7 protein-coding genes are annotated in these 14347 nt (G+C 45.9%); 5 read left to right on the forward strand and 2 right to left on the reverse strand.

The annotated features are described in order from the left end of the window. Positions 1-33: 33 nt before the first annotated feature. On the reverse strand, positions 34-4596 hold the full coding sequence (locus C9991_RS15005) for a choice-of-anchor J domain-containing protein (RefSeq protein ID WP_106813291.1): 4563 nt from the start codon (positions 4594-4596) through the stop codon (positions 34-36). Positions 4597-4932: 336 nt separating this feature from the next. Here C9991_RS15005 and typA point away from each other — a divergent pair, with 336 nt between their 5' ends. From typA to rsgA, 5 genes are all read left to right on the forward strand, one after another. Beyond that, on the forward strand, positions 4933-6735 hold the full coding sequence (gene typA / locus C9991_RS15010; RefSeq protein ID WP_106813292.1) for a translational GTPase TypA: 1803 nt from the start codon (positions 4933-4935) through the stop codon (positions 6733-6735). A gap of 244 nt (positions 6736-6979) precedes the next feature. Further along, positions 6980-7699: a porin family protein gene (locus C9991_RS15015; protein WP_106813293.1), complete on the forward strand. Its 720-nt coding sequence runs from the start codon at positions 6980-6982 to the stop codon at positions 7697-7699. 901 nt (positions 7700-8600) lie between these two features. After that, positions 8601-9626 (forward strand): IS110 family RNA-guided transposase, encoded by a 1026-nt coding sequence (locus tag C9991_RS15020; protein ID WP_106810849.1) that lies wholly within the window; start codon positions 8601-8603, stop codon positions 9624-9626. A 623-nt stretch (positions 9627-10249) separates the two neighbouring features. Then, positions 10250-10810, forward strand: a complete 561-nt coding sequence (frr, locus tag C9991_RS15030; protein WP_106813294.1) for a ribosome recycling factor — start codon at positions 10250-10252, stop codon at positions 10808-10810. 285 nt (positions 10811-11095) lie between these two features. Then, positions 11096-12028, forward strand: coding sequence for a ribosome small subunit-dependent GTPase A (gene rsgA / locus C9991_RS15035; protein WP_106813295.1), 933 nt, complete (start codon positions 11096-11098; stop codon positions 12026-12028). Positions 12029-12307: 279 nt separating this feature from the next. Here rsgA and C9991_RS15040 read toward each other — a convergent pair whose 3' ends face one another. After that, positions 12308-14329: a RagB/SusD family nutrient uptake outer membrane protein gene (locus C9991_RS15040; protein ID WP_106813296.1), complete on the reverse strand. Its 2022-nt coding sequence runs from the start codon at positions 14327-14329 to the stop codon at positions 12308-12310. Positions 14330-14347 lie beyond the last annotated feature (18 nt).

The raw sequence follows: 14347 nt of genomic DNA on the forward strand, positions 1-14347 counted from the left end.
CCCGACCAGGGGTGGGGCCTAGCTTGTTTTTAATTACTTAACTACAACTTTCTTGCCGTCAATAACGTATACTCCCTTCTTTAATGTAGAGAGATTCTTAACGTTCTTGGCAACACAAATGCCGTCTACAGTATAGACATCGTAAGCCTTGCCCGAAGCAAAGATGCTCTCAACGCCTGTTGTTATGGCTGTAGCAACAGCAGCCTCTGACTCGCCGTCTGCATAAACAGCTGTCACACCATATATATATGTTGTGTTGTCATTGGCGGTATTGTCCACAAACGATGTCTTGTCGGCTGATACTGTACCTACAAGTGTTCCGTCACGATAGATATTATATTCGGTAACGGCACCAGGACCGAAGGTATAAGTAATGTCGTCAATCATGAACACAAAGGCATTTGATGCATAAGTGTTCTGGTTGATGGCAAAGTACTTGGTACCTGCAGGCAACTCAACACTAACTTCCTCCCATTCGCCCTTAGAAGTGGTATGTGTCTCGCCTATCTTTGTAAACGAAGCCTGATCGCGGTTGGTTGTAGAGTATAGCACGTCGAATGTCTCAGGATACTTGGTGTTGTACTCCTCGTCGTTCTCGTTCTTTACCCAGAAGGTTATGGTCTGCTTCTCGCCCGAAAGTTCTGGGGAAAATAACCAGTTGTCTTGCGATACATTGTTGCCATCGTTATCGGCACGGAAGAATGATGCAAGATACTTATTACCAGTATGTGCCTTAAAGCCCGGAAGCTGATCAAGCTGACTTGCTGTAAGCCAATTGCTGAGAGGATCGGCAAGTGTAAATGCAAACGATGTGCCCTGAGACGGATACTTTATAGTAAGCGGTCCGCCTGTTGTGCCAGTGATATTAGCTACCGACTTCCAATCGCCAAATACATCTGTGCTCCAAGGAGTGTACGACTCAAAGCTCTCTGTTGTTGTCTTAGACGAAGAATCTACAGCTGTCCATGCAATCTCTACTCCACCTTCAGTCTCCTTAGCAGTTGCAGCCTCAGGACGTGGCTTGCTTGAAAGCTCAAACTTAGTTGATGTAGAAACCTCGTTATCGTCGGTGTTGAGGTCGTTGTTGTATATAACGATAGCCTTCAAATCGACTGCCTCCTTGTCGTCAAGTATGTTACTCTTATACTCAAAGTTGAATGTCTCAAAGCAATAAGCCTTCAATGGTTCTGATGGTGTCTTTGTCTCAACCAGTTCTCCGTTGGCATAAAGCTCAACTTTATAGCCACGTGCATCCTTAGAACCAAAGTTGTTTACAGTAACCTTAACTGTCTCGGTGTCGCCCTTCTTTGCCTTTTCAGGCGCTTCAATCTCGGCATTAAGGTCGTATGTATATGTATCGCGTATGAACATACGATCGATGTATACCACCTCACCCTTATTGGCCTGTGCCACAAAGTTTACAGAGAGGAACTCCTCTTCGGCAAAGTCGGCAAGCGAAACAGCCGATGCAGTCCAATTGCCACCATCCTTTGCTGCGTCTATATTGGCAACCTCCTTTGTTGTACCGTCGGGCAACTCAACCTCAATCTTTATCTTTGCGCCACTATTTGCAGCAGCCTTATGATAGAAGATAAGCTTTGGCTCGGCTGCACCAGCAAGTGCTATCTTGCCTGTTCCAAGATAAGCCCAATCGTCGTTTGCCTCCGAAATCATGTGGAAGGCACCACCATCGTTGTCTACACAGTCGGGATAATTATCGTCTATTGTCCAGAAGTCTGACTTACCCGTGCCGTATGTTGTCCACAAACGACCATGCAGAAGGTTCTGCGACACACTCTCAGCGAATGGTATCGCGTATGGCTTGCCAAGCATAATAGACGGCATAGCCTTGTACGAGCTCTGTCCATACTCGTTCTTTGCTGATATGAAGAGAGTCTTAAGGCTCTGGTTGCCGGTATTAGTAACCATCGGAATGTCTATTGTTGTCTTTGCCTTAACCGAGTCTACTGCATCGTATGTTGGATAATAGTCGGAACCGCTGCGCTCTGCTATAACGTATGTCACGCCTGACGGGTCTACATATCCATCGTACAAGCCAACAGTAGGCTCTTCCCAAGAGAATGTAACCTTGTCTGGATGCTCGGCTGTACGACGATTTTCGGGTACAGATGGTGCTGTCTTGCCTACATATACAGCCTTAGGTGTGCAGTAGAATCCAGAACCCGACTCGTTTACAGCTGCAACACTATAGATATTGATACCATTTACAGCAGTATTGTCGGTGAATGTAACTACCGAACCTGGCTCTGCTGCAGGTGCCTCGGCAACAACTTTACCCGTACGGCGAATAAGGAACTTGGTTATCTTGTCCAATTTGCCACCGTTAAAGGTCTTGTCTGGAGCCTTGAACGAAAGTGTAGCCTGAAGAGCACCCTTTGCGCCTGCCGACACACTTAGCTCGCTTACACTGTCAGGAGCACTTAGCGATATGCCCTCGCCTATACTGATATCGTCAATCTTCAAAGCCTGCTGACCCTTCTCGCTAATATCGTGGAAACCTATAAACATCTCGCCATCCTTTGTAGGAGCAAGTGTAGCCTTGCGAACAAGATATTCGGAAGTAGTCAATGTCTCAGCTGGCAACAAGGTCTCGGTCATGCCAGAAGCGGTTGCGCTTGAGCCATACTTAACCTCCAACTTTTGCGGATAATACTTAGAGTAGCACTTTACACGGAATGATACATTGTACACATAACCTGCCTTAACCTTAAGTGCAGGTGTAATGAGCCATTCGTCGGCTGCGCCCTTTTCCGAGCGTGCGGTAGTGGCACTTGCGTCTTTATCATTACTCCAGTTAGGTTCATCCCATGCCCATGTTACACCATCTCCGTTACCATCTATAATGTTGTACAGAGCCATCTCCGAAGCATCATCAAATCCGCTATAGAAAGGAGGGGTAATAGCCTTACCGAAAGCCACATAATTGCTTACGCTCTCGTCGCCCTTCATTGAGCCGTTCACCGGAGTAATACCGTATCCATAGACTCTCTTCTCCACATCGGCAGGAAGAGTCTCCGAATAGGATGTACCTGTGTAGTTTTCTTTCAACAGTTTTCCATCTGGGTATCTCACAATATTATATGTAATGTCGCCCATATAGCCTCCGTATAAGCCTTCGGTTGGAGCCGTCCATGTTACGGTAACCTTACCAGTAGCATCATCGAGGGTTGACTTAACATCACCGGCCGACTTTGGTTTGTCCATACCCACATACTTGCTGCCAAGGAGTCGCGGACTCGTACCTACCTCATTAGCAAGTGCAACTATAAAGTTAACTGTACCATTGTCTTTCAGCGTAACGCTTTGGCGCACCTCGGCTCCAGGAGCTGCCTTACCCTCGGCAAGTGTATTGGTGCCATCGGTAATAGTATAAGATATGTCGCCCGTTAGTTCGCCGCCAGCAAATGTCTTAGTAGGTATAGTGAAGCAAACATCACCCGTAAGCGAACCATTCTTAAAATCGAATGTCAGGTTCTCGGCACTTGCAGGAGCGCCATCCTCTGCTGCGGGTTTAGGGATAGAAAGCATGGTTATCATGTTCTGTCCTTCAAAATCGCCCACAAGCGAAAGACTTGCATCGGCAAGATCTACAGTATAAAGAGTAGACTGCTTATTTGCATCTACACATGCCCAATAGAATGTATTGGTCTTCTGGTCTATCTCTCCACTCTGATAGTAAAAGCTGCCATCGCTCAACTTAAGTTGCTTGCCTGTTGAGCCAATAAGAGTCTCCTCGGCTGTTGTGGTATCTATCTTATATAGATTGCCGTCGGTAGCCACACCATAGAGCACACCCTCCTTGGTCATGCCCATTGCCACATATGCCTGGCGCAAATCGCCTATCTTGGTACGCTTTAACGTCTCATAGTTAACCTTGCATAGTTCGTTGCCGGTACCATCTGCGTTAAGATAGTCGCCGTATACTGTCTCGCCGTCGGGAGCCACAGCAGTTTCGTTGGCAATAAGCGAATAATCTTTGGTCGACTGTTCTACAAGCTGCGTCCAAGTATCCGTGTTATACTTATAATAGTATATCATGTCGATACCCCAGAAATTCTGATACATAATGAAGTAGAGATTGTTGCCAATCCACGCTCCACTACCAGTTGCACGGAAGAAGTCGTCGGTAAAAATCTGGTTTACCTTTACAGGCTTCTTAGCCATAAACTCGTACCAGCCATAAGCATAATAGTCGGAACTAACGCTCGCCCATGTATTGTCGAAGAGCACATTGCCCCAAAGCTTTCTACCATCCTCGGATGCCACACGCATAATAGTGTTGCTAATGCCCTGGGCAGACTGCTGTGTCGTGCTCGCCTTGCCGTTGATACGTGTCAAACCATCATGCTTGGCTACAGCCGATGATGGCAACACGCGCATGTAACGCAATGGATGCTTGGCTTTGGCCTCTGCTAATCGCTCCTGAAGCTGTTTCGGAGTCAAGCGTTCTTTTTCCACCTGATAAGAATCGGGAAGCTTAATGTAGTTGCTCACTTGAGCATTAGCACCACCGATTGCAGACAGCGACAAAAGGGCAACTGTCCCCAAATAAGACAAAGGGTACTTTTTTCTCATGATAAAAAAACTTTTATTAATAATTATATAATAATGATAACTCTCTGCAAATGTATATATTTTGCATGAACAATTCAAAGAGAAGTACTGCCTTTCTTACACACAACCATACAAAATACCTATTAATTGTTATATACTTTCTGTTTTTTTATAAATAAAATGCCTAATAATAACGAAAAGCACCAATATGTAAAGATTCTTCTCCTCTCCCTCTTTACCTCCCATCCAAATCCCCCTTGCCAAGTGCTGAATAATAAATTTCCGCCACATCGTTTCTCTATTCGAACAAAAGTTATTAACTTTGCAGAAAGTTTTTTTATTATAAGGTATATATAGATGCAAGACATTAGAAACATTGCCATAATAGCTCACGTAGACCATGGCAAGACCACACTTGTGGACAAGATGATGTTGGCGGGAAAGCTTTTCCGCGACGGCCAGGATAACAGTGGCCAGGTGTTGGATGCCAATGACCTGGAGCGCGAACGAGGAATAACCATCCTTTCCAAGAACGTTTCTATCAACTGGAAAGGCACTAAAATCAATATTATTGACACCCCGGGACACTCCGACTTTGGCGGCGAGGTGGAGCGTGTGCTTAATATGGCAGACGGCTGCATTCTGCTGGTAGACGCCTTCGAGGGTCCTATGCCGCAGACACGATTTGTATTGCAGAAGGCTCTGCAGCTGGGACTTAAGCCTATTGTTGTAGTAAACAAGGTAGACAAGCCTAACTGCCGTCCTGAGGAGGTGTACGAGATGGTGTTCGACCTTATGTTCTCGCTCAACGCCACCGAGGACCAGCTCGACTTCCCCGTTGTTTATGGCTCTGCCAAGAACGGATGGATGGCCGAGGACTATAAGCACCCTACCGACAACATCGACTATCTGCTCGACAAGATTGTTGAGATTATCCCTGCTCCTACCGTAATTGAGGGCACACCGCAGATGCTTATTACATCGCTCGACTACTCAAGCTATACAGGCCGCATAGCCGTTGGCCGTGTTCACCGTGGCTCTATAAAGGAGGGCATGAACGTAACCATTTCCCACCGCGACGGCAAACTGGAGAAGACCAAGATTAAGGAGGTGCACGTGTTCGAGGGTATGGGTCAGAAGAAGGTAGACGAGGTTCACTCTGGCGACATCTGCGCTGTTGTGGGTCTGGAGAACTTCGAGATTGGCGACACTATATGCGACTTTGAGAACCCAGAGCCACTACCTCCTATCGCCATCGACGAGCCTACCATGAGCATGCTCTTCACCATCAACGACTCGCCTTTCTTTGGCAAGGAGGGCAAGTTTGTTACATCACGCCACATCAACGACCGTCTGCAGAAGGAGCTTGAGAAGAATCTTGCCCTGCGTGTGCGCCCATTCGAGGACACCACCGACAAGTGGATTGTTAGCGGACGTGGCGTGCTCCACCTCTCGGTGCTTATCGAGACCATGCGCCGCGAGGGCTACGAGCTTCAGGTAGGTCAGCCTCAGGTTATATACAAGGAGATTGACGGACAGAAGTGTGAGCCTATCGAGGAGCTTACAATCAACGTTCCCGAGGAGTTCTCGAGCAAGATGATTGATATGGTGACACGTCGTAAGGGCGAGATGACATCTATGCAGACACTGGGCGACCGTGTAGACATCGAGTTCGACATTCCTTCGCGCGGCATTATTGGTCTGCGTACCAATGTGCTTACAGCAAGCCAGGGCGAGGCTATCATGGCGCATCGCTTCAAGGAGTATCAGCCATTCAAGGGCGAGATAGTACGCCGTATGAACGGTTCGATGATAGCTATGGAGACGGGTACTGCCTATGCCTACTCTATAGACAAGCTTCAGGATCGCGGCAAGTTCTTTATCGATCCGGGCGAAGAAGTATATGGCGGACAGGTGGTAGGCGAGCACGTTCACGACAACGACCTCGTTATCAACGTTACCAAGGCTAAACAGCTTACCAACGTGCGCGCCAGCGGATCAGACGAGAAGGCACGCGTTATACCTAAGGTGGTTATGAGCCTTGAGGAGTGCTTGGAGTATATCAAGGGCGACGAGCTTGTTGAGGTTACACCTAAGAGCATACGTATGCGCAAGATTACACTCGACCATCTTGCACGCAAGCGCAGCAACAAAGACTAATTTCTTGTCAACAAAATATACTAACATGGATGTGTCCTTGAACCGGGAGGTACGAGGACACATTTTTTTTGTTTAAAGTCTAAATTTATATCAAAGCTCCTTTTATATTATTTAAAATCTCTGTTCCGTGACACGGAATGGACGTTCGGTGACACCGAACAGAGATTATATATGCCTACAAGCATACAATATTATGCCATTCAATACGTTATAATATAAAACATTATATAAATTATAGGAATATATGAAGAACCGACTGTTTCTATCGCTTGCCGCTCTTGCCACATCTGCTACGGCAATAGCTCAGCAACCCGAGGCTGGCACAATATCCATCATACCGAGAGTGGCACTAAACATGTCTACCCTACCCGACGACATCTTTGTAATGGGCGGCACAACCAACATTCCACTCGAGGCTCGCTACCGCACAACGTTTATGGGCGGTGTGGACGTAGACTACCAATTTGCGCCTAACTTCTCGGCTACATTGGGCGCCTACTATGCGCAGCATGGATGCAACTACAAGAACGGAATGGTGCAGAACAACGCAGCTTCGGGCACAAGCACCAGTGGTACAGGATACAGCGACCTGTCCACTCAGCTCAACTATATCAACCTCCCCCTGACGCTTAATGCATACATTGCTCCGGGCTTGGCACTTAAGGCTGGCGTGCAGATGGGCATTGCATTGTCGGGCAAACTAAAATATACCACTACGGAATATACTAAGAACAACGAGGGCGAGTTTGCCCCAACACAGCCCGAGGAGACAAGCCAGAAGCTGGACAACACGATGAAGAGCGTGTGCTTCTCCATCCCCGTTGGCTTGAGCTACGAGTTCGCTAACGTAATAATAGACGCACGCTACCACTTCGGATTGACCCCAGTGCAGCAGATTGACGGCATCAAGGGACCCAAGAACCGCGTGTTCAGCATAAGCGCAGGCTATCGCTTCGCACTTTAAAATAATAAATGAATACGGATTTATCTGATTAAACTGATGCTTCGCTTTTGAGCCAGTATTTCAGTAAAATCAGCAGAATCTGTATTCAATAATAAATGAATACGGATTATTCTGATTAAACTGATACTTCGCTTTAAGCCTGTATTTCAGTATAATCAGCAGAATCTGTATTCAATAATAAATGAATACGGATTATTCTGATTAAACTGATACTTCGCTTTAAGCCAGTATTTCAGTAAAATCAGAAAAATCCGTATTCAAAAAATAAATACAGATTTATCTGATTAAACTGATGCTTCGCCTTGAGCCAGTATCTCAGTATAATCAGCAGAATCTGTATTCAATAATAAACGAAAACAGATTTATCTGATTAAACTGATGCTTCGCCTTGAGCCAGTATTTCAGTATAATCAGCAGAATCAATATTCAATAATAAACGAATACGGATTATTCTGATTAAACTGATGCTTCGCTTTGAGCCAGTATTTCAGTATAATCAGCAGTATCTGTATTCAATAAGGTTCATCCGGAATTTGGAGTGATAGAAGTATAAATTGCAGTTTATCGGGGAGAGGCTCTTGTACTTGTATCTCCTTTGCTTGTAGTTCCCACAGAACGCACAGACCACACTCTAAGTTTGCAGAAGAAAGCAATTAGGCTAAATAATCAAGGTAAAACTATGATTGCTAAAGACAGTTTCGTACCTTTGTTGTAAAAAGGTAGAATCGGTCTGTCGAAGAGGTAAACCAAAGATCGCACAAGTCTGAAGACTATGTTCTGTTTCGGACCTCATCGACATAGTTGCAAAGACCAGATAGAAAGTTATCGGCTCTGAGCCTTGTTAGAGTGTTAGTCCATACAACTATTGACCAATTCTACATAATTAAAATCGTACAAAGATATGAAGAATTTATTTATTGGAGTTGATTTTTCGAAAGAAAAAGTTGATGTGGCTATCATTTTTGCAGATGGACTGACAGAAACAGCTGCACGAATGTTCAACGAGTTCAAGACAACTGTGTCTGGCTACAAGCAACTGGTCAAATGGGTGGAGCAGAATTCCTACGGCATCGACTCTTCCCTGTGGCTCTTCTGTGGAGAGAATACGGGCGACTACAGCAAGGGACTGTGCAACTTTCTCTATGGTAAAGGCTACGACATGTGGCTTGAGAATGCCAAGAGCATCAAGGATGCATCAGGTCTCAGACGATTGAAGTCGGACCGCGCCGACGCCTCGATGATTGCCGAATACGCAATGAGGAATTACGACAGAGCCATTATGTACGAGCCACTTAGCGAGTCACTTGCACAACTGCGCGAACTGTTTCTGTATCGTCAGATGGTTATAAGACACAGATGCAGCTTTCAAGTGCGCAGAGGCGAGAAGAAACTCACAATGGAGAAGTCTCCTGTCAAGACAATGATCTCGCAGAGCGGAAGGCATATCGTGTCTGAACTCAACAAGGAAGTAGAGAAAATAGACAAGCGAATCGCCGAGCTCATCAAGTCAGACGAGGAACTCACCGAGGTGTTCACCATCGTGACCTCGGTGCCTGGTATAGGAACGCAGAATGCTGTCTGTCTGATGGTATACACCGACAACTTCCGTCGTTTCAACTACGATTCAAGGAAGATTGCCTGCTACTACGGCATAGCCCCATTCGGCAAGGATTCGGGCACCAGCGTGCATTCAGATCCTCGTGTGCACTATATGGCGAACCGTCAGATAAAGTCCATGCTGACGCAGGCTGCACTGGCTGCCGTGAACTTCAATCCTGTTATTGCAAGGTACTATATGCGTCTCGTGGAACGTGGAAAGAAGAAGCAGGTTGCACTGAACAATGTGAAGAACAAACTCGTGCATTTGGTCACTGCCATGGCCAGAAACCGCCAGCTTTATACCCCAGAATATAAAATCTCAGCTTAAAATGAAAATAATGGTCAAAACATTTGGATTTTAACATAGAAAGCAGAATNCAATGTGAAGAACAAACTCGTGCATTTGGTCACTGCCATGGCCAGAAACCGCCAGCTTTATACCCCAGAATATAAAATCTCAGCTTAAAATGAAAATAATGGTCAAAACATTTGGATTTTAACATAGAAAGCAGAATTGATTGCTTGTATAGTGTCGTTGAGGTTAAGCATGGTTCGCCGCCTATGGCGGCGCAAGCAATCATTTCTGTGGATTCTTGCATCGCGAAGCGTAGGCCATTCTGTGGATTCGAAAAGCTTAAGCCCGTAGGATTCTGTGTGGTCTGTGCATTCTGTGGGAACTGCATACAAAAGAACTACAAGTAAAATTATACGTTAATTATACGAGCTATAAATTATACGTCCATTATACGAGCTATAAATTATACGTCCATTATACGAACATCAAGATGCCAACCTCCACGATAAACCCCAGTTTGTATCACTCAAAATATCGGAAGAACCTGTTTTTTCTGCTTAAAAGATATAGTATTATCAAGTATTTTCTGTAAATTTGCAAAGTAATATGCAAATATCAGAAGTTATACAAAATATAAAACTAATACTACAATAATTATGATAGACGTAAAAGAAACATTAGGTGGTGCTGAGGAGCGCATGGAGATGGGTGCCATGTACTTGGAGGAGCAGCTTGCCCGCATCCGTGCCGGACGCGCCAACGTAGCAATACTCGATGGAGTGAAGGTTAGCTCATGGGGCTCTATGGTTCCGCTTAACCAGGTGGCAAATGTCACAGTGCCCGACCCTCGTACTATCGCTATCCGTCCTTTCGACAAAAAGCAGATTCGTGAGATTGAAAAGGCTATTATGGACAGCGATGTAGGTATTACACCAGAGAACAACGGCGAGATTATCCGTCTGGGCATTCCACAGCCTACCGAGGAACGCCGCAAGGAACTTGTTAAGCAATGCAACAAGATTGGCGAACGCACTAAGGTGGAGATTCGCAACGCGCGTCAGGAAACTAAGGACAAGCTGAAGAAGGCTATCAAGGACGGACTGTCTGAGGACCTTGAGAAGGATGCCGAGAACGAGTTGCAGAAGATTCACGACAAGTTTGTCAAGAAGGTTGACGATCTTCTCGCTGCTAAGCAGAAGGAAATTATGACAGTCTAATAAAAGTAAAAAGGTAAAAAAGTAAAAAAGTAAAAAGAGCTGTTTAAAAGTAAAAAGGTAAAGGAGTAAAAAAGTAAAAGAGTAAAAAAGTAAAAAGCGTGGCTTGAAAGTAAACTGCTCTTTTTTACTTTTTTACTTTTTTACTCTTTTACTTTTAAACAGCTCTTATACTTTTAAGCCATGCTTTTTACTTTTTTTACTCCTTTACCCTTTTACTTTTAAACAGCTTTTTTACTCCTTATACCCTTTTACTTTTTTACTCTTTTACTTTTTTACTTTTAAATAATGACTGGATTAGTAATAAAGAACACTGGCAGCTGGTACACCGTACGGACGGACGACAACCAGACTGTAGACTGCAAGATTAAGGGCAACTTCCGACTTAAAGGCATTCGCAGCACCAACCCGGTGGCTGTGGGCGACATCGTGGAGATTGTGCGCAATCAGGAGGGAACAGCATTTATTACCGCCATCTGCGACCGACGCAACTACATAATACGCAAATCGCAGAACCTTAGCAAGCAAAGCCACATCATTGCTGCCAATGTAGATCAGGCTTTCCTTATAGTTACGGTTAACTATCCGCAGACAAGCACCATCTTTATAGACCGCTTCCTTGCTACGGCCGAGGCGTATAGCGTGCCTACGGTATTGGTGTTCAACAAGACCGACCTACTGTCTGAGGAGGAGAGCCACTACCAAGACATGATGATGAAGCTATACGAAACTATTGGCTACAAGTGCGTGGCTGTGTCGGCCACTACCGGATACGGCATGGATGCTATCAAGCCTTTGCTTAAAGACAAGATTACGCTGCTGAGCGGAAACAGCGGTGTGGGCAAGTCGACATTCATCAACTATATACTGCCAGGTGCCAACCTGCGCACTTCGTCTATATCCGATGCCCACAACACTGGCATGCACACCACTACCTTCAGCGAGATGCTTCTGTTGCCAGAGGGCGGCTACCTTATCGACACTCCGGGCATTAAGGGGTTTGGAACTTTCGACATCGAGCCCGAAGAGCTGACAAGCTACTTTAAGGATATCTTTCACTTCTCTAAGGACTGCCGATTCAACAACTGCACACATACACACGAACCGGGTTGCGCTGTACTAAAGGCTGTGGAAGAACACTATATCGCCGCATCGCGTTATCAGAGCTATCTGTCTATGCTTGAGGATAAGGACGAGAACAAGTATAGAGAGGCTTACTAAAGGGGGAGAAAATGGTGTGCACAGAATTGATTGCTAATATCCCCTTCATTTCTGTGGATTCTTGCCTCGCGAAGCGTAGGCCATTCTGTGGATTCCAAAAAACTTAACCCCGTAGGCTTCTGTGTATTCTGTGAATTCTGTGGGAACTACAAACAAAGGAACTACAAACAAAGGAACTACAAACAATAAACGAGCCAAGGATTATCAAGAATAACCCTTGGCTCGTTTATTATTTGTATTATCTAATGTCACTACATTAGAGTAAGGATAAAGCAACCTTTAGTTAGCCGAATCCTCATCAGCAACAGCTTCCTTCCAATCGGTGAACATTGGCACATTGGCATCGTAGCCATCGTAGCCGAAGTTCTGACGGAGCTGAGCCTTGTTGTTGGCTGTGATAGCCGAGTTGGGTACAGGCCAGAACATATTGTGCTTGTTTATCTTATACTCGAAGTTCTGCGGACCAGATGTTCCCTTGCCGTAAGGCTGGTTGAACACATTGTAACGTGTGCAACGCTTGAACCAGTAGCTACCGCCATTGAGGTCGGTACCCTCTTGCTTGTCCCAATTGTCAAGGCTGTATGTCTCGCCCCACTCGTCTGGCATGCCACTCTTGGCAAGACACCATGACACACGAACCATTTCGGCCTGACGGAACTCCTCAAGATAAAGCTCGCGAGCACGCTCTGCCATAATGTCGCCTATAGATACTGTAGTGTACATCTTCTTGGCGTTGGCACGCTTACGAATCTCGTTAACGTCATCGGCTGCACCTGTAGCATTGCCCTGATAGAACTTAGCCTCGGCACGGAGCAGATATGTCTCGGCCAGACGGAAGAGATACATATCACCATTACATCCCTTGCCCGAAGCACCATGGAACTGGTTGGCACCCATGTTGTTCTCGTTAGGAACGTCGAGAATGTAGCACTGGTAAAGAGGTGTAGGATACCAACTGCGGATAGTGTCACCACAGAGGATGTCGCCCTTCTTAACGATAGTCTTGCCATCCTTCACGTAGTCCTCGGTAGCATAGAGCTGATAGTTCTTGCCATAGAAGTCAGACTTAGGGTTGTTGTACTTCAGGTCTTCCATCTCAAGCCAGTTGCCTACCTCGCGGTTATGGCGAAGGTCTTGCCAGTCGGTCTCGCCGTCCTGGTTCCAGATAGTCTTGTTATAGAAGAACGATGTACGGTTAAGGGCAATGCCACGACCTATGGCACGTGTCCAGTCCAAAGTCTCATTATAGTTCTTATTATTACGGGCTATACACTGTCCAGGACCTCCAAGTCCATGAGGATCCTTGATTACGCCGTTGCTCCAATGTGCAAACATGGCACGCATAACGTTGTAGTTGAGGTGGTCCTCGTCGTTAGAGTTGATGATGGCCATGATGGTCTCCTTGTTCTCAGGATTGCATACGTTTGGTGTGCGGTGCAAGTCCCATACTACGTTGCGTGTAACCTTCCATGTGGTCTCGCAACCAGAAGGCTGCCATGTACCGAATGGCTGAGTCATAAGGTGCAAGCCGTGGTTGTTGATAAGGTCGGTAGCAAGGTCTTCAGCCTTTTTGTACTGACCGTTTACAAGATACACCTTGATAAGGAGCTCCATACAAGCCTCCTGATTAACCTGACCTACGTACTGCATATTGGCCTGAGCTGGCACATACTTTACGGCAAACTCAAGGTCGTTCTGAAGCATCTCGAAGATGGCTGTCTTGCTTGTAGACTTGTAGTTCTGCTTTGGCACAGTCATAAGCTTTGTAATCAAAGGAATGTCGCCAAACTGGAGTGTAAGGTTGTAGTAGGCGTAAGAGCGATGGAAGTAGGCACGTCCCTTATAGGCATCGCGCACATTGTCGGCAAGACCCTGAACCTTGTCTACATAAGAGAGCACAGAGTTGGCATACTTAACCATGGCAAAGCCCTGGTCCCAGAAGCGCTGCATATAGTTGCCGTCGCCACCGCCTGCCATACCCGATGTAGGGGTAAGCTTGGCGTCGAAGTTATCCTGGAAGCCGCCACCCATGTCGGTCTTGGCGTACATGCCAACATCAGACATAAGATAGTTGGTAGCCAGACCAATGTTGTTCCAGTTGTTGTCGATGATGTATGTCTTGAGCTGCTTGTCGCACTGTGTAAGCGCAGCCTGCAGACCAGCCTCTGTACTGTATGTAGTACCTGGCTCGTAGAACGAAAGAGGGTCTTGCTTCAAGAAGTCGTCACCGCACGAAATCATCGAAGTTGCCAAGGCTATGAACAGACCACCCGTATATAATTTGCTTATATTCTTTTTCATTTTGATTGAACTTTTTTT

This window comes from Prevotella merdae (assembly GCF_900290275.1).
In the GTDB taxonomy this organism is placed as follows: Bacteria; Bacteroidota; Bacteroidia; order Bacteroidales; family Bacteroidaceae; genus Prevotella; species Prevotella merdae.

What these genes read in the sequence shown, in the direction of transcription:
- C9991_RS15020 (WP_106810849.1), top strand. Translation starts at nt 8,601, where the DNA reads ATGAAGAATTTATTTATTGGAGTTGATTTTTCGAAAGAAAAAGTTGAT.
- rsgA (WP_106813295.1), top strand. Translation starts at nt 11,096, where the DNA reads ATGACTGGATTAGTAATAAAGAACACTGGCAGCTGGTACACCGTACGG.
- C9991_RS15005 (WP_106813291.1), bottom strand. Translation starts at nt 4,596, where the DNA reads ATGAGAAAAAAGTACCCTTTGTCTTATTTGGGGACAGTTGCCCTTTTG.
- typA (WP_106813292.1), top strand. Translation starts at nt 4,933, where the DNA reads ATGCAAGACATTAGAAACATTGCCATAATAGCTCACGTAGACCATGGC.
- frr (WP_106813294.1), top strand. Translation starts at nt 10,250, where the DNA reads ATGATAGACGTAAAAGAAACATTAGGTGGTGCTGAGGAGCGCATGGAG.
- C9991_RS15015 (WP_106813293.1), top strand. Translation starts at nt 6,980, where the DNA reads ATGAAGAACCGACTGTTTCTATCGCTTGCCGCTCTTGCCACATCTGCT.
- C9991_RS15040 (WP_106813296.1), bottom strand. Translation starts at nt 14,329, where the DNA reads ATGAAAAAGAATATAAGCAAATTATATACGGGTGGTCTGTTCATAGCC.